This is a genomic window from Limosilactobacillus gastricus DSM 16045 (assembly GCF_001434365.1).
GTDB lineage: Bacteria > Bacillota > Bacilli > Lactobacillales > Lactobacillaceae > Limosilactobacillus > Limosilactobacillus gastricus.
In genome coordinates this window covers 14,084-37,748 of record NZ_AZFN01000007.1, presented here as the reverse complement: position 1 = coordinate 37,748, position 23,665 = coordinate 14,084, and the positions used below count along the sequence as shown (strand labels likewise).

Annotated in this window: 16 protein-coding genes; 15 read left to right on the top strand and 1 reads right to left on the bottom strand. The window is 43.0% G+C overall.

The window, feature by feature from the left end; all coding sequences use genetic code 11:
• Positions 1-14 precede the first annotated feature (14 nt).
• The gene (locus FC60_RS03220) at positions 15-2,105 is read left to right on the top strand and encodes an ATP-dependent Clp protease ATP-binding subunit (RefSeq protein WP_056937059.1); all 2,091 of its coding nucleotides are present in this window, start codon (positions 15-17) and stop codon (positions 2,103-2,105) included.
• A 90-nt stretch (positions 2,106-2,195) separates the two neighbouring features.
• Here FC60_RS03220 and FC60_RS03215 read toward each other — a convergent pair whose 3' ends face one another.
• On the bottom strand, positions 2,196-3,587 hold the full coding sequence (locus FC60_RS03215; RefSeq protein WP_056937058.1) for a Na+/H+ antiporter NhaC family protein: 1,392 nt from the start codon (positions 3,585-3,587) through the stop codon (positions 2,196-2,198).
• Positions 3,588-3,974: 387 nt separating this feature from the next.
• Here FC60_RS03215 and FC60_RS03210 point away from each other — a divergent pair, with 387 nt between their 5' ends.
• The 14 genes from FC60_RS03210 to FC60_RS03145 all read left to right on the top strand — a co-directional run bounded on the left by FC60_RS03210 (position 3,975) and on the right by FC60_RS03145 (position 23,517).
• Positions 3,975-7,631 carry a PD-(D/E)XK nuclease family protein gene (locus tag FC60_RS03210; RefSeq protein ID WP_056937057.1) on the top strand — a complete coding sequence of 1,219 codons (3,657 nt, stop codon included), beginning with the start codon at positions 3,975-3,977 and terminating at the stop codon, positions 7,629-7,631.
• Positions 7,618-11,457 carry a helicase-exonuclease AddAB subunit AddA gene (gene addA, locus FC60_RS03205; RefSeq protein WP_056937056.1) on the top strand — a complete coding sequence of 1,280 codons (3,840 nt, stop codon included), beginning with the start codon at positions 7,618-7,620 and terminating at the stop codon, positions 11,455-11,457. The genes FC60_RS03210 and addA overlap by 14 nt, the downstream gene beginning before the upstream one ends.
• Before the next feature lie 360 nt (positions 11,458-11,817).
• Entirely contained in the window at positions 11,818-12,669 is an 852-nt protein-coding gene (locus FC60_RS03200; RefSeq protein ID WP_056937055.1) for a MetQ/NlpA family ABC transporter substrate-binding protein, read from the top strand.
• A gap of 17 nt (positions 12,670-12,686) precedes the next feature.
• Positions 12,687-13,214, top strand: coding sequence for a peptide-methionine (S)-S-oxide reductase MsrA (gene msrA, locus FC60_RS03195; protein WP_056937054.1), 528 nt, complete (start codon positions 12,687-12,689; stop codon positions 13,212-13,214).
• Between the two features lie 3 nt (positions 13,215-13,217).
• Positions 13,218-14,333 (top strand): vitamin B12 independent methionine synthase, encoded by a 1,116-nt coding sequence (locus FC60_RS03190; protein ID WP_056937053.1) that lies wholly within the window; start codon positions 13,218-13,220, stop codon positions 14,331-14,333.
• A gap of 382 nt (positions 14,334-14,715) precedes the next feature.
• Complete coding sequence (locus FC60_RS03185; RefSeq protein WP_040468788.1) at positions 14,716-14,910, top strand: hypothetical protein; 195 nt, start codon at positions 14,716-14,718, stop codon at positions 14,908-14,910.
• Positions 14,911-15,086: 176 nt separating this feature from the next.
• Positions 15,087-15,464 carry a DUF805 domain-containing protein gene (locus FC60_RS03180; RefSeq protein WP_056937052.1) on the top strand — a complete coding sequence of 126 codons (378 nt, stop codon included), beginning with the start codon at positions 15,087-15,089 and terminating at the stop codon, positions 15,462-15,464.
• 210 nt (positions 15,465-15,674) lie between these two features.
• Complete coding sequence (locus tag FC60_RS03175; RefSeq protein ID WP_056937051.1) at positions 15,675-17,378, top strand: glycerophosphodiester phosphodiesterase; 1,704 nt, start codon at positions 15,675-15,677, stop codon at positions 17,376-17,378.
• A 298-nt stretch (positions 17,379-17,676) separates the two neighbouring features.
• Entirely contained in the window at positions 17,677-18,792 is a 1,116-nt protein-coding gene (gene wecB / locus FC60_RS03170) for a non-hydrolyzing UDP-N-acetylglucosamine 2-epimerase (protein WP_056937050.1), read from the top strand.
• Complete coding sequence (locus FC60_RS03165) at positions 18,792-19,193, top strand: hypothetical protein (RefSeq protein ID WP_056937049.1); 402 nt, start codon at positions 18,792-18,794, stop codon at positions 19,191-19,193. Before wecB ends, FC60_RS03165 begins: the two co-directional genes overlap by 1 nt.
• 37 nt (positions 19,194-19,230) lie before the next feature.
• Complete coding sequence (locus FC60_RS03160) at positions 19,231-20,670, top strand: glycosyltransferase (RefSeq protein ID WP_056937048.1); 1,440 nt, start codon at positions 19,231-19,233, stop codon at positions 20,668-20,670.
• Positions 20,671-20,687: 17 nt separating this feature from the next.
• Positions 20,688-21,332 (top strand): hypothetical protein, encoded by a 645-nt coding sequence (locus tag FC60_RS03155; protein ID WP_056937047.1) that lies wholly within the window; start codon positions 20,688-20,690, stop codon positions 21,330-21,332.
• A 165-nt stretch (positions 21,333-21,497) separates the two neighbouring features.
• A complete protein-coding gene (locus tag FC60_RS03150) occupies positions 21,498-22,055 on the top strand; it encodes a CHAP domain-containing protein (RefSeq protein ID WP_056937046.1) in 558 nt (185 codons plus the stop codon).
• Between the two features lie 172 nt (positions 22,056-22,227).
• A complete protein-coding gene (locus FC60_RS03145) occupies positions 22,228-23,517 on the top strand; it encodes an adenylosuccinate synthase (RefSeq protein WP_007122730.1) in 1,290 nt (429 codons plus the stop codon).
• The last annotated feature ends 148 nt before the right edge of the window (positions 23,518-23,665 follow it).

Below are 23,665 nucleotides of genomic sequence, written 5' to 3'. Positions count from 1 at the left end.
AGGGGGACTGGCTTATGTTTAACAGTGATATGGATGACTTATTTAACCAATTGATGGGGAACATGAACGGTTATAATACTGAAAACCGGCGGTACTTAATTAACGGTCGGGAGGTAACCCCAGAAGAATTTGCCCAATATCGGCAAACGGGGCAGTTACCAGGTAACCCAACCCCAACTAAGCAAGCTCAAGCTGGTCAAATTAAATCAGATGGGCTTTTAAGTAAATTAGGACGCAACTTAACGCAGGAAGCTCGGGACGGGAAGTTAGATCCAGTGATCGGGCGGAATCAAGAAATTCAAGAAACGGCGGAAATTTTAGCGCGGCGGACCAAGAACAATCCGGTTCTAGTCGGGGATGCCGGGGTTGGTAAGACCGCGGTGGTCGAAGGCTTAGCCCAAGCGATTGTGAATGGGGATGTCCCTGCGGCCATTAAGAACAAAGAAATTATTAGTATTGATGTTTCCAGCTTGGAAGCCGGAACGCAATATCGTGGTAGCTTTGAAGAGAATATGCAAAAGCTAGTTGATGAAGTAAAACAAGCGGGGAATGTAATTCTCTTCTTTGATGAAATTCATCAAATCATTGGTGCTGGTAATGCCGGGGACGCAAGTGGTTCTAAAGGGATGGCTGATATCTTAAAGCCGGCTTTATCACGGGGTGAAATTACCATTATTGGGGCCACAACTCAAGATGAATACCGGAACACAATCATGAAGGATGCAGCCCTTTCTCGGCGGTTCAACCAAGTAACGGTAAATGCGCCAAGTAAGGAAGATACCCTTAAAATTCTCCAAGGAATTCGGGATTTATACGAAAAGCACCACAATGTGGAATTGCCGGATGAAGTTTTAAAGGCGGCCATTGATTATTCAGTTCAATACATGCCACAACGGCAATTACCAGATAAGGCAATTGATCTGATTGATATGACGGCAACGCACCTGGCTGCTCAACATCCAGTGAAGGATGCTAATGCGATTGAAGCAGAAATTAAGCAATTAGAAGACCAGCAACAAAAGGCAGCCGACAAAGAAGATTATCAAACAGCCCAAGAAGCTAAGGAAAAGATCGAAAGCTTAAAGCAACAATTAGACGATCATTCAACGGCTGAACGAGCCGTTGCCACCCCAAATGATGTGGCTGCGGCGGTTGAACGGATGACGGGGATTCCTGTATCAAAGATGGGTGCCAGTGACATCGAACGTTTGAAAGGCTTAAATGACCGGTTAGCCGGAAAGGTAATTGGTCAAGATGAAGCTGTCAATGCGGTAGCACGGGCGATTCGGCGGAACCGGGCTGGTTTTGATGAAGGAAACCGACCAATTGGGAGCTTCTTGTTCGTCGGGCCAACCGGGGTTGGTAAGACGGAATTAGCCAAGCAATTAGCCCTAGATATGTTTGGGAGCACGGATGACATTATTCGGTTGGATATGTCGGAATACTCTGATCGGACAGCGGTTTCCAAATTGATTGGGACGACGGCTGGATATGTGGGCTATGACGATAACTCAAATACCTTAACGGAAAAAGTTCGTCGTCACCCCTACTCAATTGTCTTGTTTGATGAAATTGAAAAGGCTGATCCACAAGTAATCACGCTCTTGTTGCAAGTGCTCGATGATGGGCGGTTGACGGATGGCCAAGGAAACACGATTGACTTTAAGAACACGATTGTGATTGCCACTTCTAACGCTGGCTTCTCCAATGACGTACAATTAACGGAGGACCAACCAACTTTGATCAAGCGCTTAACGCCATACTTCCGGCCAGAATTCTTAAACCGGTTCAATGCAATCGTCGAATTTAAAGCTTTGAGTAAGGATGACTTAAAAGCAATCGTTAACTTGATGCTGGATGGGGTCAACCAAACCTTAGCTAAGAAGGGCATGGACGTGGAAGTCACGGATGCTGCTAAGGACCTGATGATTGAAGAAGGTTATGATGAAACGATGGGAGCTCGACCATTACGGCGGGTGATCGAACAACAAATTCGTGATAAGGTCACAGACTTCTACTTAGATCATCTGGAAGCAAAGCATCTGTTAGCGGATGTTAGTGATGGGACGATCGTGATTAGCGAACGGTCCGATAGTGAAAAGTAAGTTTAAACTTGTATAAAGACACCTCAGTACTTAAGAGGGCACTATAGGTCCTGGTTAGTGCTGAGGTGTTTTGTAGTCTAGTATCTAAAATTATTTTTCCGAGTTTGGCTTTACAAACATTCCCGTAATCAAGCATAAGATCGTGACAATGAAGGGGAAGAAAGCCCAAGGAATAAATTGCAAAGGATTGATTTGCAAGGCTCCGGCAATGAAAACTCCGGAGACACTCCAAGGAACAATAGCGTTAACAGCGGCCCCAGCGTCATTTAAAATACGCGTGAAGAGCTCGCGAGGAATCCCTAAGTTATCAGAAGCGTGGATAAAGGATTGCCCCGGTAAGATAATGGCGAGGTAATGTTCACCAATCATTAAGTTAACCCCAATACAGGTAATGGCTGTAGCGAGGGTAACCCGTCCAGCCGTTTTGACGATTCCTGATAAATGATTAATGATCGCCCCAATAATATTTAGTTTGATTAGTAAACCACCTAAGGAGAGGGCAAAAACAATCAAAGCTAAAGAAGTCAGCATGCTAGAGATACCACCTTTTGAAAGTAAGGTATCAATGGTTTTATCGCCACTATGAGCAACGTAACCATCCATAATGGTTTTGGTAATCGTTGTAATGCTAGTTGAAGGTTGGTGAATCCAGCCTAATAGGGCAGCAAAAATTGATCCAAGACCTAAAGATGGGATTGCTGGGACTTGTAAGATCGCTAAGACAATTAGGAGAACGACCGGCAGCAGGGCCCATCCAGAAATCCAAAAGCCATCACTAAGACCATGCATCATTTGGTGAACGGCGCTTAAACTAACCTGTTTAGAATTTAAGCCGAGCAGGGTGTAAATGACGACACAAATGGCCCAAGCTGGAATATCAGTAATCATTAGGGCTTTAATATGCTTGTAAATATTGATTTCACCAACCGAAGCGGCTAGATTAGTGGTTCCGGATAGGGGAGAAATATTAGATCCACAAAAGGCTCCTGAAACGATCACCCCCGCCGTTAAACCAGGATTGATTTTTAGGGTAGCCCCAATCCCAACAAAGGCAATCCCCATGGTCGAAACGGTGGTAAATGAGCTCCCGCAAGCGACCCCCACAAGGGTACAGACGATAAAGACCGTCGGCAAAAAAAATTGTACGGAGATAATCTTAAAACCAAAGTACATAATAGTTGGAATGGTTCCCGAAAAGATCCAAGTTGCAATTAATACTCCAATAGATAAGAAAATAACGAGGGGGTCAACCCCGTCCTTGAGCCCGGTACGCATCCCATCCATGATGGTCGACCATTTAAAACCACGAAGGCGGGCGTAAACTGCTAAAAGGGTAAAAGCGATAAAGAGTGGGGCCTGCGGTTCTTGTTGCTTAACAATAATTAATGATCCTAAGATGATTAAAATAGCGATTAAGATCATGATGCTTTCGCCAAAACCAAATTTAGGTTCTGGCCGATTAGTGGCGTGTGCGTGTTTCATTGATTTTCCTTCTTTCATACTACATAAAAAAACACCAACAAGCTTGAGACGTTAACTCAATCTAGTTGGTGAATCTATTTAATGGATGGTTGGTCCAGATCCTTGAACACCCCTAGCTAGATTACAACACCTAGCAAAGGATTATTAAATCACAGCTTTGCTTAGTGCGAACGTCTCTGTCCGCACCAAGTGGTCGGACATTAGGCTGAATAAGCATAGCCGTAATAATAGTTAGCTACTGTGATTAATGATGAACAAGACATCTGAACAATCCTTCCTTTCGTTGAATAATTGCTTTTATTAAAACATGCTGAGAAATTGATGTCAATGGTTAATTATTGGATTAATGCTATAATTTAATCATTCTATTAACTTGAGGAGATACTTATGGGGACTTTACAATTTGTCATTGGGAAAGCTTCACGGCAACATGAAGCAGCCTTGGTCGAGGATTTAATTATACGCTTGCAAGATCCTAAGCAAGTCAAGGATCGGTTCTTTTTCTTGGTACCCAATCACATTAAATTTGAAACGGAAGTGCGAATTTTAGCGACTCTACAAAGCCGGTTAGGCTATCGGGAACAGTATGCCCAATCACGCGTCCAAATCCTATCTTTTAGCCGGTTAGCTTGGTATTTATTGAAGAATGACCCGGCTTATCAGAGCCCCCGATTATCAAAAATGGGACCAGTAATGTTAGTAGCCCAAATCATTCAACAGTTAAAACAAACGAACCCGCAACAGTTGGGGATTTTTCAAGGTGAGAGTGACCGTCCTGGTTTCGTCCAAACCGTAACCGAACAAATCATCGCCTTTCAAACAGCCAATTTAACTCCCGATGATTTAATTGATCAGCCTGATTCAGTCGTTGCCCAGGCTTTACAAAGTCAGCATCAGTCCCCTAGTCAAGCGATCTGGCTCGAAAAATTAAGGATCATCAGTCAAATTTATGAACGTTACTTAACTTTAAGTGCTGATCGGTTGAGCAATGTTGATATTGAAGATTTATTAGTTCAAAAGCTTAATGACCCCCAAACCAGTCATGATCATTTCTATTTAGACCGGTACACCGGGCAGTTTTCCGCTAAAGAACAAGCGATGGTGGAAGCGATGATTCAAAATGGGGCTTCCACTATGATGAGTTTGGTAGCTGATCGAGCCTATGCTCCTCATGAGTTACCGGACGAGCATAACTTATATTATCAATCAGCCGCCCAATACCAACGACTGATAACTTTTGTAGATCAACAAACCAAAGTAGATCTGTTACCTCCAATCATGGCCTCCCAGTTACCATTACGGGTGGGGCGTGATTTATTAGCGGTCGAAGCCTGGATGGAAGCCCAAGCTCAGTTCCAAACTCCAGAAGCTAAAGTTGACTTTCAGGGGCAGGTATCCTTTCTGGTAACCCCGACTCGCTTGGCGGAGGTGGATCAGATTGCGGCTAAAATTCGACATCTGGTTGCTACCAAGGGATATCGTTATCGTGATTTTTTAATTTTAACGCGACATTTGGCGAGTTATGAGAATATCATTGAGCCAATTTTTAAACGGCACCAAATTCCTTTATTTATTGATCATCAACGGTCCATGGCCAATTCACCCCTGGTGACAATGATCGAAGCACTCTTTAAAATTAAACAAAATTATTACCAGACGGCGGATGTGATGCAACTATTAAAAACGGAATTATTGACTCCCCAAGACGTTGAGCATGCAAGCTTTATGGAGGCCGTCTACCAAACTGAAAATTGGTGTTTAAAATATGGACAAGGTAGCAGGGCCTGGATAGGGAAAGCCTGGCAGCCCATCGCAAACGAATCAGCTGACCTGATGAATACGATTAACCAGGTTCGCCAGTATATTTCCCGGGAAATCGCGCCTTTTTTAGATCAGTTGGATCAAATCACGACCGGGCGTGAATTAGCAACCGTTCTTTATCAATTCTTGGTTCATCAAGGGGTGGATCAAGCGCTCTTAAAGTGGTCCCAAGCCGCTTTAGATGATGGAGACTTAACCTTGATGGAACAACCACAGCAGGTTTGGCAAACCTTTTGCAATTTGTTAGATGAGTATGTGGATTTGGTGGGCGAGCTGACCAATGAACCAAAGGAGCTACTCGAGGAATTTATTGCCATGATCGAAGCGGCCTTTGGAGCAGCTGAGTATTCCCAGATTCCATCCACTTTAGATCAAGTGATGGTTTCGGAAACTGGAATGACCCAAACCAACCAGCGGTCAGTTGTGATTATGATGGGATCAACGGATGACGTTATGCCAGAAATTAAAACTACTACTGGACTATTAAGTGATCCAGATTTAGACCTATTACGACAGGGTTTAAAAGCGGATCAATTTCTGCCTTTAAGTGATGTCGCCAGAAGCAATCATGAACCCTTTATTAATTATTTAGGGATGTTGAGTGGGACCAAAAGGTTGATCATGACGGCAGCCCAACTAAGTAGCGATGAAAGTGAGTTAACTTTATCACCGTATTTGATTGGTCTAGCCAAGCATTTAGGGCAATGGGATAGTGATCACCAAATGGTTCTAGGAACTCAACCCGCTCAAATCAAGCCTCAAGCCGAATTTGAACAAATCTTACCGGTGATTAGTACTCCGAATGTGTCAATGGCTTATCTATTAGTGACTCGACGGCTCCAAGCCGATGATCAAACCTGGTTGAGTGATGGTTGGCAAAGCCTTGCGATAGAACTTAATCAAGTGATGCCGAGCCGTTATCAGTACTTGATGGCCAGTCTAGACTACCATAATCAGACGACTAATCTACCAGCTTCGTTAGCGGTAAAATTATATGGGCAACCCTTAGATGATGATCCGCGCGGTCAATTAATGGGGTCCGTTAGCCAATTGCAGACCTTTTATCAAAATCCATATGAATACTTTTTAAAGTACGGTTTACGCTTGCAACCGCGCGATGAATTGGAAATTTCGATTGATAAGTCGGGAACCTTTTTTCATGATGTGATGGATCAGTTTATGCGTCTGGTTAAACAACAACCAGTTGACTTGGCTGACCTCGTCGATGATGAAGCTTTGTTAAAGGTCTTGACTGACCAGGCAATTCAAGCGGCTAAGGTCAAACAAACCAGTGTGATGGAATTGGCAAATAATGATCAGGTAGCGGCTTACCAAGTTTATAGCATGGAAAAAGTGGCACGGACGATGACGCGGATCTTGAGTTTGCAGGCTCAGCATAGTGACGCGCGCGCCGTAGCAATGGAACAACCATTTGGTCCGCGGGTTACTCGGCCAGGTGATGATAATCAGGTCGTCTTAAAACCCCTGCAACAACAATTATCAAACGGTAAAGTAGTAACCTTACGTGGTCGAATCGATCGGATTGATCAAGTTGTTACTGATCAGGGGATGGACTATGTCATTGTCGATTACAAATCCAGTGAACGGAAGTTCGATTTGATTGATGCCTATGTTGGTACCGATTTACAAATGCTCGCCTATTTAGATGTGGTGCAACAAAATCTACCAAACGGTCGGGTAGCGGGGGCTATTTACCTTCACTTATCCGATCCACAATATAAAGAAAAAGACTTAAAGAAGAACTTAATAACTGTTAGTTTAGAAAACCATACCTATAAAGGAATTCTCTTAAATCAAGAGTCCTTTTTAATGCCTTTAGATGATGGACTGACTAATAAAAGTCCCAAGGGGTTGGTGATCGATGTCAATAAACTTGGCAAGTCTAAGCCGAGATTAAATCGCTCAGATCAAAATAATTTCCAAGCTAAGGCAGGAACGTCTTTAGTCAGTTCCGATCAACTTGGTTGGTTAATTAAACGAAATCGATGGTTGATTCACCAAGCAGCCAGTGAAATTTTAGCGGGGAATGTTTCCTTACTCCCGGTTCGACGCGGAGCGCATTCGGGATTGGAATATTCGGATTATTTAGACATCTATCAATTCGATCAGATGTTAGACCGGTATCGGGAAATTGCCATTGACGAAGATGATCTAATTAAAAAAATGCAAGCAGAATTGGAGGGGGAGCATGAGTGGTTTTAAGCCCAGCGCTGAACAACAACCCGCGATTGAACATCGTGGCCATGATATTTTAGTTTCAGCGTCTGCTGGTTCGGGGAAAACGGCCGTCTTAGTCGAACGGGTAATTCAACTGTTAGAAAAAGATCGCTTAAATATTGATCAACTTTTAATGGTGACTTTTACGAAAGAAGCTGCTAAAAATATGCGGGAGCGGATCCGTAAACGTCTCATGGCGAGTCCAGATCAACATATGAAAGAGCAGATTAGTCGGCTTGCCGTGGCCAATATTTCGACGATTCATTCTTTTTGTGAGCAATTAATTAAGCGTTACTATTACACCATTGATTTAGATCCAAATTATCGATTAGTGACGGATGGCGAACAAAACTTATTAATGGATCAGGTTTGGCATGACCTCGTTAATGATTGGTTAACTGGGGATCAAAAAGCGACCTATCTGCGAGTGGCTGATAATTTTGCCCAAGGAGTGAAGGGAGAAGGTTTGGCGGGAGTGGTCCGCAAAATGGATCAGGGGGCCAATGCCCAGCCCGATCCCAATGGGTGGCTGACTCACCTCATTGATAATTATGAGTTGGATGATCAGCAAGCAATTACTGATACCCATTTTTATCAGGCGGTCGTTAAGCCGATAGCCCAAGCTCAATTATTTAATTTATTAAATCAGTGGCAAAACTTATCACAAGTTGCGGAAAATGATAAATTGCGGGAGAGACTAGCGGAAGATTTGAGTAAGCTGGAGCAGCTTTTTATTAATGGCGAATTAGTTGATGATTGGGATTTATTAGTAGCGGCTACGGAGAAAAAGAGCTTTGGGATCAATCCAAAGAAAACAAAAGATTCTTCGGAGGTCGAACTGGCTCAATTAGACCAGCGAAATGCTTTAAAAAGCCAATTAGATGAAATCCATAAGACCTATTTTAATTGGTCCAGTCAGCGCTACCACGCTTTGCTACCAAAAGCCAAAACGATCTTGGAACAATTAGTTAATTTCAGTCAACAATTTCGTCAACGGTACCAACGAGCCAAACAGCAACGTCACCTGTTAGATTTTTCGGACTTAGAGCACTATGCCTATGCAATTTTAACGGGGCGAGCGGTCTTAACTAACGAGTTATTAGCAACGCATCAAGCAACCGCCACTCAAATCCGCCGGGAACTCCAATTTCAGTATCAAGAAATTATGGTCGATGAGTTCCAAGACACCAATCGTTTGCAATATGATTTGTTGCAACAATTGCACGATCCTAAGCGCAATCATCTTTTTATGGTGGGGGATATGAAGCAATCGATCTATCGCTTTCGCCAGGCCGATCCGACCCTCTTTTTAGAGAATTATCAACGTTTCCGCCAAGCCAATGATCCTAACGAAGCATTAGACCTGTCGGATAATTATCGCTCGATGACGAATATCACAGAGTTTACAAACGTGGTCTTTAAGCAGTTAATGAACCAAGGCGTTGGTGAGATGGACTATGATCAAACGGCGGAATTGCGGGCCAAAGCCCAATGGCAATTAGCTGATGGACAAGTCGCGCCAGCACGACCAACGGAAATGCTCGTCTACCGGACCAACCATAATCCAGCGATTGTCGGGGAAGACCGTTTAACGGGGGAAGTCCAAATGGTTGCCACGCGGATTCGACAATTACTGGATAACGAAAAGGAAACCATCTTTGACCAAGATACTCAGACCATGCGGCGGATCAAGCCTAATGATATTGTCATTTTGTCACGAACCAAGGCGGCTAATAGCCAAATAGTAGAACAGTTTGGTCAACTCAATATTCCAGTAACAGTCCATGGAGTTGAAAATTACTTTAAGGCTACCGAAATTCGGATTGTGATGTCTTTACTACGAATTATCGATAATCCCTACCAGGATGTGCCTTTGGTAGCAGTAATGCGGTCACCATTAATTGCTTTACCGACGGCTGAGGCCGTAATCGGTTTTACTGAACCAGAAATGGCAATCATTAAATTAAACCATCCTGATGGCGCTTATTATGAAGCGATTCAACAATTCGCCCATGATTTTCCGGAAGATGATTTCCCGGAAGATGATTTCCCAGGAAATCATCTCCGTGACGGTGTCGATTATTATTTAGTGGCGCAAAAAGTTAATCGACTGTTGACTTTGCTTAATCACTTGCGAGCCTGTGCTCGTCAGCGGTCGTTGGCGGAATTAATTTGGGAAATTTACGATCAAACCAGTTATTTGGATTATGTAGGCGGGATGCCCGGTGGTCCCCAACGCCAAGCTAATCTTCATGCCTTATATGAGCGGGCCAGTGCCTATGAACAATCCAGTTTTAAAGGTTTATATCAGTTCATTCGTTTCATTGAACAAATGCAACGCAAAGATGATGATTTAGGGGTAGCGCCAGCGGACCTAGCTAATGATAGTATTAATGTCATGACCATTCATGGTAGTAAGGGCCTGCAATTCCCAATTGTTTTCTTGATTGATATGAATCATCAATTTCGCAAAGATAGTGAAGGCGTGGTGATTGAACCGCGAACCGGGATCGGGATGTCTCTGGTAGAAAATGTTCATGATCAAGCACCCGATTTACCACCAGTGGAAGTTAAATATGAACTACCGCAACAAACAGTTATCAAAGAACAATTAAAACGCCAAAATCGGGCTGAAGAAATGCGGTTGCTATATGTGGCCCTAACCCGGGCCGAACAGCGCTTAATTATTACGGCTTCAGTTAACGATGCACCAACGAATAAACTAGGAAATTTAAAACGGGATTGGAATTTTTGGTCACAAGCGGTGCAATCAAAGAATTTAGTTCTAAATGATGCCTTGCGTCTAAAAGCTAACTCGATGTTTGATTGGCTTGGCTTAACCTTGTTCCGTCATCCGCAGTTTCCGGCGATTTTGGACGAATTAGATAAACCAGTTTTTGATGAGGGATCCTTGCAGCTTGGCGACGTCGACTTTACCTTCCAATTAGTAGATCAAGCACTGGTTCGCCAATGGCAAGCCAATTTACCAGATGTTCGTAAAGCTGGTCAGACTCAATTATCGTTATTTGGTGAGGATCAACCACCGCTGACTAAAGCCCAAGCGCAATTAATGCAGCAGATTCTTCGGTTTGAATATCCTCATCAAGCGGCCACAGAAACGACGGCTTACCAGGCAGTTTCAACGATTCGAGAAGCCTTTCGTATTCAAGATCCTGATGATATCGCAATGGGTCGGTTAACGATTGATGCAGATCAGGTTCGGGGCGAAGGAGCCTATTTAAAAGATACAATGGCGGTTCCAGAGTTTATGCAAACCAATCAAGCGGTGACGCCAACGGTTTTAGGAACGGCAACGCATTTGCTCTTTGAGCGGTTGGATTTGAGTCATGGCGAAGTAACCCTCAGTCAAGTCACCGCCTTACGAGATCAATTGGTGGAGCAAGGATTAATTCCATCCCCAGCGGTTGGTAACCAACTTGATTTAGCAGCGATTGTAGCTTTTTATCAAACTGATTTGGGCCAGCGGATTTTAGCGCATCCTGATCAGGTTCAACGAGAAGTTGCCTTTTCCATGTTACTGCCAGGGGCGAAATTATTTAACAACTTGACGGACCAAGATGGACCGATTCTGGTGCATGGGATTATCGATGGCTATTTAGTTACAGACGAGGGCGTTGAGTTGTTTGACTATAAAACGGATCAAATTACCCGAACGAAATTACCGCAACTTCGGCAACGTTATCACGGCCAGCTAGCTTTATATGCTAGTGCTTTAGCATCGATGTTGGATTGTCCATTGGCTAAAATTAAGTCGGACCTATATTCGGTTACTTGCCAAAGTTTGGTTTAAAATTAGAAAATCTAATTTAATTCTTGACAGATTTTAATCAATTCGTTAGGATAAAACACAATTAATCATCAATCATGAAAGATGAGTAGTTTCTTAAGTAGCAGCCAAGAGAGTCAGCGGTGCTGGGAGCTGATGTGCGAACAATTAACGAACATGGTCTTTTGGGAAATGAGAATCATGAGCGTTTGTAAATGATTCACGGGTGACACCGGTATTCAGTCACGGTATTCAAGTATGAGTACTAAGAGGATCCAATCAGGGTTGAACTAAGGTGGTACCACGCACAAGCGTCCTTAGGAATGGCAAGCGCTATTCCTAAGGACGTTTTTTTCATGGTTGAAGAAGTTGGAGGAAATCAAGATGAGTCGTCAAGTGAAACGCTGGTTGGGGTGGCTAATTGTCATTATCGTTGTTTTAGGTGGGCTTGGATATTTTGGTTATCGGCGCTATCAAAGTTCACGGATAACGACCGTGAAACTGGGTTTAGTTGGGACTGATTCGGAACCGGTTTGGAATAACGTGAAAAAGCGATTAGCTAAACAAAATATCAAATTGCAATATGTGGTCTTCAATGACTATGTGCAACCTGATAAGGCCCTTAAAGATGGGGAAATTGATATGCACGCTTGTTTAACCAAGTACTATTTTGAATCTTATAATAAAAGTCAGAATGCTCATTTAGTCAGTATTGGAAATACGGTTATCTCGCCTTTAGGATTGTATTCTAAAAAATATAGCAAGCTAAGCGATTTACCGGATGGGGCTACGATCGCACTACCAAACGAGCCAACCACGATTGGACGAGCCTTGAATATGTTACAAGCGGCTGGCTTGATTAAAGTTAAGGCTGGTAGTGGGATTAAGCCATCTTTGAATGATATTACGTCCAACCCGAAGAACCTAAAATTCAAAGAGGTGGACCCGGCTCAAACGCCACGAGCCTTAACATCAGTTGATGCTGCAGTAATTAATGGTAACTATGCCGTTTCGGCTAAGATTAAACCCGGCGGGAAAGAAGCCTTATACATGGAAAAAATTAACCAAGCCGCTAAGCCTTATGTCAATATAATTGCGGTACAAGCCAAAAATAAAAATAATAAGGTCTATCAAGCAGTGGTTAAGGCCTATCAGACCGAAGCGACCGAAAAGGCCATTCAAAAGACTTATCATGGCGCGCAGCAGGCGGCTTGGCCGATTTACGGCAAGAAGTAATTAAGGGGGTGAATAGAATGAGTTCAGAAACGGCGATTTTTTCCGGTGGTTGTTTTTGGTGTATGGTAAAGCCTTTTGATACCTATCCCGGAATTCAAAAAGTGGAGGCTGGCTATACGGGCGGTCATGTGCAAGATCCGACTTATGAGCAGGTTAAACATGGGGGAACTGGGCATACCGAAGCGGTGCGGATCACCTTTGATCCGGAAGTAGTCTCTTATGATCAATTAGTGGAGTTGTATTGGCAACAAACCGATCCAACGGATGCTTTTGGCCAATTTCAGGATCGGGGGGATAATTACCGGCCCGTGATCTTTGTTAAAGATGCTTATCAAAATCAAGTGGCCCGCGCTTCGCGTACACGATTAGCACAAAGTGGCCGCTTTACCGAGCCAATTGTGACTCAAATTGAGCCGGCCCAGCCCTTTTACCTAGCTGAAGATTATCACCAAGCATTTTATAAGAAAAACCCGGCGCGTTGGCGAGAAGAAGAGGGCGCGCGCCAGGAATTTATAAGTCAACATTGGAACAATAGTGAGGAATAGATTATGACAAAACAATTTTTTCACGCTGATATCGTTGGTTCATTCTTACGTCCGGCAGATTTAAAGCAGGCGCATGCTGATTTTGCGGCGGGCAAGTTGGATGCAGCCGGTTTAAAGCAAGTGCAAAATAAGGATATTCAAGAATTAGTCCAAGCAGAAGTAGCAGCCGGTTTAAAAGCGGTCACGGATGGAGAATTTAGTCGCAGTTGGTGGCATTTGGACTTTTTGTGGGGATTGAACGGGACGGAACGTTACGACTATAATGAAAGCTACAAGTTTAAGGGCAGTAAGACCCGGACAGATAATGTGCGCTTAACGGGAAAGATTGCCTACAATCCAGATCATCCCTTCTTTGAAGCCTTTAAATATTTACAAAGCGTAACCCCAACTGGTGTTATTCCGAAACAAACGATACCATCACCAACGATGCTCTTCCGGGATAATCGAAGCGACCTTGCCCTGAATTTTTACGACAATTGGGAAGATTACCTGGCTGATCTCGCCCAAGCCTATCATCAAACGATTCAACATTTTTATGATTTAGGCTGTCGTTATATCCAATTAGACGATACTACTTGGGCCTTCTTAATTGCTAAATTTCTGGAAACTAAGGACGACTTCCAAGAACAAGCTAAGTACCGGAAACTAGCTGAAGATGCGGTGACGGTCATTAACGGGGCCTTAAAGGGTCTTCCTGAGGATTTAACCGTTACAACTCACGTTTGCCGGGGAAACTTTAAGTCAACTTATCTTTTTAGTGGTGGTTACGATGTGGTAGCGAAGTATCTGGGCCAATTAAATTATGATGGTTTCTTTTTAGAATATGATACTGATCGGGCCGGCAGTTTTGCGCCATTGAAGCAGATCTGGAATAACCGGGACAATGTTCGGGTGGTGCTAGGATTAGTAACTTCGAAATTCCCAGAATTAGAGAGTGAAGATCTCTTAAAAGAACGGATCCAAGCGGCAACAGAATTTGTGCCTTTGAAGAATTTAGCTTTATCAACTCAATGTGGCTTTGCTTCTACCGAAGAAGGAAACTCCTTAACAAGTGAAGAACAATGGAATAAGATTAAATTAGTGGTTAAAGTTTCCCAAGACGTTTGGCCAGAGGGTTGATAACGAACTTCGAAAATGAGAAAAATATTAAATAACAGCCCATTTGAAATGATGCTGTGTCATTTATTATGATTTTGAATCGATGAATTGAGTAAAAAGGGACGAAAAGACTGTTCCAATCGTAGTTGTGAACTTGGTGGTCAGTACACACTTTTTATAAACTGTCCGGTAAAAAGTTAATCGATAATTCTGTAAGTTATATATTTAGATGGTGATAGATATATTAATTGAAGAACAATACTGATTCACAGCTATATGAATGCAAGTACTCACTTTAATTAATTTGTATCAACAAACATAGGTAGCACGATGCTAATATAATTTCGAAAGTATTTGGTTATGCGTGTTTGTATAAAATACAAGTTAATGTGAGGTGAATTTAATGACTGTTAAAGTACGCAAGGTTGGAACATCTATGGTTCTGACAGTACCAAGCCAAATCAAGCCACAATCCAAGGAATACACGGTTTGTGTTGCTGAAGATGGGGTGATTTTTTACATTCCAGCTAACGGTGACCAAGAAGAAATTTACGGATTAGCGAAAAAGCATGGTGCTTTCCTTCCTTACCAATTCTAAGGAAAGAAAATTAATTGAGGGTAAATAGCGCTCTAGTTTGCTAAAAATAGCGAACTGGAGCGCTATTTTTCGTTATCGTTAAATTAATTTAGAAATGGGTATTATATCAAGGCAGTCATTCATGATATCATTGTCATATAGAAAGAATAACAAGGAAATGATAGGAGGTAACAGTCATGTTTAAAGCATATAGTGATTTTTGGCGGCGATATTTTACCTTCACAGGGAGAAGTACCCGTTCCCAGTTCTGGTGGGCATTCTTTTGGAATGCTTTAATTGGGATCATTTTGATCTTTATTCAAGTTGGTCTTAAGATTTTACGTGGTGCAGCAGTTGGTGACCATCTTTCATTCAGTGGCAATCAGGTGGTCATCTTCTTTTGGATGTTTTCGGGCTGGTATTTAGTTACTTTGATTCCACGATGGGCGGTGACGGTGCGGAGATTAAGAGATGCGGGTTTGCCTTTGGGATTAGTATTTCTTAAGTTATTGACTGGCATTGGTCATTTAGTATTGCTTGTCCTTGCTTGTTTACCAAGTAAAGATGATGATTAATTGTAGATAATGAAGCAGGCACCAGAAGGCTAGGCGATTAGATTTCTGGTCCCTGTTTTGCTTTCCCGTCCCACGAGTAAGCCGAATGCGGGGGATTGAGTAGAATTATAGATAAGATGCTTTACAACAAATAGTATAACTAGAAACCTTAATCCCGTATTCTCATGATCATCAATTTAGTATAATGAAAGCAACTAAAGGGGATTGCTTATGCAAAAGAAGAAAAATCAGCCCGTTTCAACTTGGCTTGCCATGCTAGCTTGGACCTTGAGTTGGTCGGTAGTTTTACAATTTATCATTATTCCAGTGGGGCGCTGGCTAGCTAGCCAGCTGTTTTATGCGGCTAATTGGCCCTTAGTGACGGTTGCTAATTTGATGCTAGTTATTGATCATCATTCGTGGGCTTTATTAGGCTTAGGCCTAGAAGTTCTGCTTGCGTTGGTCTTAACTTATTGGATGGTGACGGTTTGGTTTAACGGGTTGCTTTCTATTAGTCAGGGAGAACAAATTAAATTTAAGACCGGCAAGATTTGGCGACCAGATGGTTGGGGCGGGATCGGCGTCATGCTGTTAATTGCGCTCGTTGGATTGCCATGGGTAAATTTACTGTATCGGACGCCGCTGTGGTCACAAATCCAGTTACCGATCTTCCTGTTAGATTTTTTACCTCGCCATACTTGGATATTAGCAACGGCAACAATTCTTTATTTGCTAGCGGTTTGTTTAATGTATCGTTGGGTTATGGTTTTACCCCAAATAATGTTAGATCACCTGGCGGTTCGCCAGGCGCTTCAGAAAAGTTGGCAAGAAACCAAGGGCTGGGCCGGGCTACTGCTTTGGCGATCGATCTGCTTAGCAATTTTGTGGCCAACCTTAATTTTATGGTTAATCTATGGGTTAGTCTGGGTTTCTCCCATCGCTCAACTGCCAAGGCCAATGATGGGATTAGTAATTGGTGGTTTACAAATCATTAGTGAATTAGCCTTAGCGATTATGGTGATTCGTTTAACGTTGGTTTTGGTTGGCCCCAGGAACTTGAAGGACGGAAATCAGGAACCATTAAATTGGCGTTGGGGCTGCTTGTTTTTACTGGTGCTGGGATTGCTATTGGGGAAGGCAATTTATCAGGGACAGGCGGTGAATCAAATAGCGGTTAAAAAGCCGCTTGTTATTTCACATCGGGGGGTTAATGGTCATAATGGAGTTCAAAACACTATTCCGGCACTTTTAAAGACCATTCAAACCAGTCATCCAAATTATGTTGAAATCGACGTCCATGAAACCAAGGACGGCCGATTTGTGGTTTTGCATGATGAAAACTTGCAAAAATTAGCCGGGATTAGTCGCCGACCGCACCAGTTAACCTTACGGCAGTTAGAAAAGATTACCGTTAGGGAAAATGGTCATCGGGCTAAATTAGTGAGTTTAGATCAATATCTGAAGGTTGCCCAGCGACATCATCAAAAATTAATTGTGGAATTAAAAACGAGTCGCTATGATTCGCCGCTCATGGTAAATCATTTTATCCAGCGGTATGCTAAAACCTTAATTACCCACCATGATTTAGTACATTCGCTTGATTATCAGGCTTTAATCCAGATGCACCATGCGGCTCCACGCCTATCGATTGTTGATATTCAGGGCTATAATTTAATGAATCCACGAACCTCATTCCAGGCCTACACGATGGAGTACGGCAGTTTAAATAATCGGTTTATGCAACAAGCACATGCTCAGCATCAGCGGATTTTTGCTTGGACGGTGGATAGCCCGATGATGATGCGCCGGATGATTCTAATGGGGGCTGATGGGGTTGTCACCGATCGCCCCAGTGAGTTACGACGCGTTTGGCATCAGATCAACAAATTAGATCATAACCGATTGGTATTGTGGACTTATTTAAGTAGTTTTTAAAATTTTTTTCGATTAATCGTCACGATTTTTTTAATCGGGCGATTTTTATTTTGCCGAATGATTGAAGTTGTTGGTTAGTAAATGGACGTGTTTACGACCAGTAAATTCGAATGATTTCTCACTAAGTTCGGATAACAGGCAAAAGACCGTTTATGAAATGATAGCGAATTAAGCTAACGGAATAATTTAGTTATTATGAGGTGTTGAAAAATCTTTCCTTAAATTTTAATATAATTATATCTTTTAAAATATATAGTTACATATATATTGAATTATAGGTGTAGGAAGGGAAGATAGCATGCAACGTACAATCATGACGGTTTTTGGGACCCGCCCAGAGGCGATCAAAATGATGCCAGTGGTAAAAGCTCTTGAGGCATCGTCAGATTTTAGATCAGTTGTCGTCGTGACGGCACAACATCGCGAAATGTTGGATCAGGTGCTGGAAGATTTTGACCTACATCCTGATTATGATTTTAATTTAATGAAAAGTGGGCAAACTTTAACCGATATTACCAATCGAGTTTTGAGTGAGATGGCTAAAGTTATTCCAGAAGTTCAACCTGAAATGGTACTGGTTCATGGTGATACTTCTACCACGATGGCGGCTGCTTTAGCCGCATTTTATCAACAAATCCCCGTTGGTCATGTGGAAGCGGGATTAAGGACGTGGCAAAAGTATGATCCATTTCCTGAAGAGATGAATCGCCAGATTACTGATGATTTAGCTACTTTATACTTCGCCCCGACTGATCAAAGTAAGCAAAATTTATTGCTGGAACATCATCCTGAAAAGCAGATTGTCGTAACCGGGAATACGGCGATTGATGCCTTACAATACACGGTTACTCAAGATTTTAAGCATCCAGTGCTCGCGCAGATTAAAAATCCTGATGCTAAATTACTCCTGGTTACGATGCATCGTCGAGAGAATCAGGGCGAACCAATGCGCCGGGCTTTAACGGCGATTAAAGAAGTAGTTGCGGCCCAACCGGATGTGGAAGTGATTTTTCCTGCCCATCTCAGCCCGCGAGTACAAAAAGTGGCGCATGAAGTCTTTGATGGGGTCGAGCGGGTCCATATTATTGATCCACTTGAGGTGATCGATTTTCATAATTTGGCTGCTCGGAGCTACTTGATTTTGACTGATTCTGGTGGGGTGCAAGAAGAAGCCCCATCACTGGGGAAACCGGTTCTAGTATTGCGGGATACAACAGAACGCCCTGAAGGAGTAACGGCTGGAACCTTACGCTTAGTAGGAACGGATCCACAGGTTATTAAAACACAGTTAACGGCTTTATTGACCAATAAGGTGCGTTATCAACAGATGGCAACCGCGCCAAATCCTTACGGAGATGGTCACGCAGCTGAGCGAATTTTAGAAGCGTTAACAGAGTATTTGGGAGGTAAATGATGAAACGATTCCGGGGATTATTACTAACCATTGCGTTGGTTGGCTGGTTAGGTTTAATTGTTTACGTATTTATGACTCCACAAACAAAGTCGACCAAGCAAAGCGATCAGCCGGTTTCAACGAAACTTTCTACCAAGTCGGCTAAGCAGACAAGTAGTACCTATACGAACGAGGTAGCTGATATTGCGTCAGTTGCGCCGGTTGCGTCGACGGCTGACAAAGCCCCCAAGGGACCAACCTTGAAGAATCATCAATATAAAGTGATCCCTGGGCAAAAAGCAAGTTCGGGGCAGTCGGGTGAAAACGGAACTTCTGGATCGGGTGGCCGTGCTGATACGGCTGATACAGCGGATACAGCCGGGACGGCCGCAACCGCTGCCACTCGTGTGATGGTGAAATAAGACCATTATCCTACATTGAAAGGAGGTGAGACAATACGTGAATCAGGTAATCTTTAATTTTTCGTTAGTTGGCTTAATTGTTTATTCAACTTGGTTGGTTTGTTTGATTGCTTTTGGATCGACACCTAGAAATTACGAGTTGGAAGAACAGTATCGTGACCAACGAACGACCGTAAGTTGGAGTATCTTACAATCAATTTTGATGCTTTACGGAGTTAAACCTAAACGGCAGACGGCAGCGAAAACGCCACTGTTAAAACGTGAATTGCTGGTAGCAATGACGATGCTATCAGGATTTAGGCAGCGAGTTAAAAAGTTCGTGAAGCCGGAAACGGTTGAAGAATCATCAATTAAGAGTTTAATCATTTTAGTGCCGGCGATGAATGAAGAACCGGTCATTAAAAAGACGATTGCTGGTTTTTTAGAAAGTACGCGACACTTACCGATGGTTAAGATGGTGATCATTGATGATGGTTCAACCGATGAGACTGCCAATGAGGTGCGCCAAGCAATTAGTCAGTATGCTTGTACCGATCGGGTTCAGTTGATTCAGCGTTTTAAGCCCAATGCTCAAACTGGGAAAGGTGACGCTTTAAACTGGGCCTATCATCGCGTGGTTGATCAAGAAACCGATCCATCACGGGTCGTCTGTGGGGTACTTGATGCCGATGCTTATATGCGTCCAATTGATTATGAACGAGTAATTAAAACTTTCAGTCAGAGCCCTAAACTTGCTTTATTGCAAACTCGAGTCAAAATGGTGGAATGTCACAACCTCTTACAAATTTTGCAGGATGTTGAATTTACCGTAATTAATAACTGGATTCAAAATACCCGAAATAAGATTAATAATGCGGCTGCTTCTGGGAATGGCCAGTTCATCCGGGCTAGCTCGGTCACTCGCTATGACCCGTGGGGGAATGCTTTATTAGAAGATTTTGAATTTAGTACGCGGTTCTTGTTAGAAGGCAAAGAAACCCGTTATGCCCCCGATATCGTGGTTTATCAAGAGGCGGTGGATAAGGTCAAAGCCTTTGTTCGCCAGCGTACTCGCTGGACCCAAGGTGGTATGGATTGTTTAACGGGATACTGGGGACGGATTTTAAGGAATAATCATGTTGGCGGGCTAGCCAAATTAGAAATGAGCTTTTACATGTTGATTCCGTTTACGACGATTCTATTCGGGATTGCGAATCTATATGTTTTAGGATATGTAATTGCTAATCTTTCACAGTATTGGCTGTTATTGATCGGCTTGTTAATGATTAATTACAGTATCGATCTCCTAATTTGCTATAACTATCTAAAAATTTCGCAAGAAGAACAGACACCGCAAATCTATTTTGCTTGTATTTTGTTAATTTTATATAACTACATTCTGTATCCTGCTATTATTATTGCCTTATGCAACAAATTACGTGGGATTACAAAGTGGGAGAAAACAACCCACGGAATTCAAGATCAAATTGGAAATTAAATCTATGAGGTAATGACATGAAAAAATGGACGAAAGTTTTGACAACGACGGCCGCAGCTGCCTTTGCATTGACCCTTGCGGGAACAGCAACTGCTAATGCGGATACCACCACTACTGATACTACGACAGCTGATATCGCCTTGACATCATCAGTAGCAACGACTGCAACCACGGCAACTCAAGCGGACGTAACCACAACAGGTCAAACCGCTGCTACGTCAACGACAACGACGACGGCTGAGACCGCAAGTACCGCTCCAACAGCTGATGTAGCCCAAGTTGCTCCGGTAGCTGAAGTTGCTCCAGTTGCTGAAACGGCCACGACTGCCGCCACAGCTGGTACTGCCGCTACGGCCGGCACTGCCGCCACAGCTGATGCTGCCGCTACGGTCGGCACTGCTGCTACGGCTGGTACTGCTGCTACGGCCGGCACTGCTGCCACAGCCGGCACTGCCGCCACAGCTGGTACTGCTGCTACAGCCGGCACTGCAGCTACGGCTCCTACTGCTGAAACCGCTCCGACGGCACCAACAGCACCAAAGGCTCCAAATCATGGTCACCACTGGAAGCCAGCTCACCATGGCTGGAACCCATGTGCATGGTCATGGGGCTGGACACCATGCTACGCAGTTAGTTACTACGTGGTTTACTGGTTCTGCTAGTTATTTCAATAGAGACTGGTAAGAAATTAATTTCTTACCAGTCTTTTTGTTCGCAATCAAGCTGTAATATAAATGAAATTTATGTTAACCATTTTTTGCGTTGTTGTTATTTTTTGTTAAAGATTATCTTGTATAGTAAAGTTATCGATTTTTTAGGAGGATCTGATGATTTTTAAATCCAAGATAAGTAAAATTTTAATGGCCAGCCTGTCTCTTGGGGCATTAATGACCACAAGTGTTGTCCCAGCATTTGCTGATGATAATCAAAGTGATCAAACCACGACGACAACTACGACTAATAATTCAATGAGTGTGAGCGAGGCTTTAGCGGCCTTAGAAGCGCAACAAGGAAATACTTTATATAATGGGCAATGTTATGGATTGTCAGCTTGGTATGCCAAACAATTAGGTGGCCCAACCATGATGGGGAGCGGTCATGAGTACGCCCAAGATATTGGGTCTGACTATGACTGGGCAAGCTATGGCTTTACAGTGACAAATTACCCAAGCATCAGTGACATTAAACCTGGCGATATTATTTGTTGGGAAGCTGGTGGGGCGCTTAGTCCAGGAATCTATGGACATACGGGCGTGGTTGTTTCGATTGATAGCGATGGGAACATGGTTACCTTGGAACAAAACGCTGAAAATGGTCAAGTTGTATCGCAATACAACCGGACCTATAGCCAAACGACGATTAAGAGCGTCATTCATAAAAATTAATAGATTGGCAAAGCAGTCCGTTTTTTAACGGGCTGTTTTAATTTTCCTCCGCACAAAACCGAACAATTTCAGTCATCTAACTATCAATTGTCAATATCTAGACTTGCAATCTGGTAGCTGATTTTGTAGTATTATTAAGTAATTGTGCAATCGAAAAATGAGGTGATTATTTATGGCATCAGTAGTGATTGTTGGTAGTCAATGGGGTGACGAAGGGAAAGGTAAGATGACCGATTACCTGAGTCAAGATGCTGACGTCGTGGTTCGTTCACAAGGGGGGAATAACGCAGGGCATACGATTGCCTTTGATGACAAGAAGTTCTCATTGCGATTAGTGCCATCGGGGATTTTTAGCCCTGGTAAATTGGCGGTTGTTGGTAATGGGGTGGTGGTTAATCCCAAAGCCCTCTTAGAAGAATTACACTATCTTCAAGAAAAAGGGATCGACGTAAGTGGCTTAAGGATTTCGAATCGAGCTCACTTAACGATGCCTTACCACATTTTATTGGATAAATGCCAAGAAGCTGCTAAAGGTGACCATAAAGTGGGGACAACCCAAAATGGGATTGGCCCGACCTATATGGACAAGGTTTCGCGAATTGGGATTCGGATGTGTGACCTATTAGAAAAGGACACCTTTGCTGAGAAGTTAAAGCAAAATTTAGCGATCAAAAATGACTTATTCACCAAGGTTTATAATGTTGACCCAATTAATTTTGATGACATCTTTGAAGAATATTACCAATACGGTCAAGAATTGAAACAATACGTGACGGATACTTCGGTGTTGATTAGTGATGCCTTAACCAATGGTCAAAAGGTTCTCTTTGAAGGGGCACAAGGCACCATGTTAGATATCGATCATGGGACTTATCCATACGTTACTTCATCGGTACCAACTGCCGGTGGGGCCGCTACGGGAGCTGGGGTAGGTCCAGAATTGATTAATACAGTTGTCGGAATCTGTAAGGTATACTCAACCCGGGTAGGAGCTGGTCCTTTCCCAACGGAATTGCATGATGAGATTGGGGATCATATTCGAGAAACTGGTCATGAATATGGAACCGTGACTGGCCGCGCCCGTCGGGTAGGTTGGTTTGATAGTGTTGCCATGCGTCACGCCCAACGGGTTAATGGTATGAATTACTTAAGCTTGAACCTTTTGGATGTGCTTGATGGCCTCGATACGGTTAAAATTTGTCGCTCCTACAAGTTAGATGGTGAAATTATCAACTACTATCCAGCTAGTTTAGCCGAACTAGAACGGTGTGAACCGGTTTATGAAGAATGGCCGGGTTGGCAAGAAGACATTACTGGAGTTACCGAGTTTGATCAATTGCCAGAGAATGCGCAAAAGTACCTGCGACGGTTAGAAGAATTATCAAATGCCAAATTAGCGACGATTTCCGTCGGTCCTGATCGTGAACAAACGATCATTTTGACCAACCCTTGGGAGGGTTAAAGAGAATCTAACAAATGATTGACAAGCCAGTGTTAGCAAAGTTAAACTTATGTTAACAAACCTTTAAAGTTACCCGGTGAGGTGCCTAAGGACTGACTATGTTGAATGAAACTAGCTCGTTTTAGTCCTGGCACTAAAACGAGCTTTT

Coding starts and splice junctions, on each gene's coding strand:
- FC60_RS03220 (WP_056937059.1), top strand. CDS start 15: ATGTTTAACAGTGATATGGATGACTTATTTAACCAATTGATGGGGAAC.
- FC60_RS03215 (WP_056937058.1), bottom strand. CDS start 3,587: ATGAAACACGCACACGCCACTAATCGGCCAGAACCTAAATTTGGTTTT.
- FC60_RS03210 (WP_056937057.1), top strand. CDS start 3,975: ATGGGGACTTTACAATTTGTCATTGGGAAAGCTTCACGGCAACATGAA.
- addA (WP_056937056.1), top strand. CDS start 7,618: ATGAGTGGTTTTAAGCCCAGCGCTGAACAACAACCCGCGATTGAACAT.
- FC60_RS03200 (WP_056937055.1), top strand. CDS start 11,818: ATGAGTCGTCAAGTGAAACGCTGGTTGGGGTGGCTAATTGTCATTATC.
- msrA (WP_056937054.1), top strand. CDS start 12,687: ATGAGTTCAGAAACGGCGATTTTTTCCGGTGGTTGTTTTTGGTGTATG.
- FC60_RS03190 (WP_056937053.1), top strand. CDS start 13,218: ATGACAAAACAATTTTTTCACGCTGATATCGTTGGTTCATTCTTACGT.
- FC60_RS03185 (WP_040468788.1), top strand. CDS start 14,716: ATGACTGTTAAAGTACGCAAGGTTGGAACATCTATGGTTCTGACAGTA.
- FC60_RS03180 (WP_056937052.1), top strand. CDS start 15,087: ATGTTTAAAGCATATAGTGATTTTTGGCGGCGATATTTTACCTTCACA.
- FC60_RS03175 (WP_056937051.1), top strand. CDS start 15,675: ATGCAAAAGAAGAAAAATCAGCCCGTTTCAACTTGGCTTGCCATGCTA.
- wecB (WP_056937050.1), top strand. CDS start 17,677: ATGCAACGTACAATCATGACGGTTTTTGGGACCCGCCCAGAGGCGATC.
- FC60_RS03165 (WP_056937049.1), top strand. CDS start 18,792: ATGAAACGATTCCGGGGATTATTACTAACCATTGCGTTGGTTGGCTGG.
- FC60_RS03155 (WP_056937047.1), top strand. CDS start 20,688: ATGAAAAAATGGACGAAAGTTTTGACAACGACGGCCGCAGCTGCCTTT.
- FC60_RS03150 (WP_056937046.1), top strand. CDS start 21,498: ATGATTTTTAAATCCAAGATAAGTAAAATTTTAATGGCCAGCCTGTCT.
- FC60_RS03145 (WP_007122730.1), top strand. CDS start 22,228: ATGGCATCAGTAGTGATTGTTGGTAGTCAATGGGGTGACGAAGGGAAA.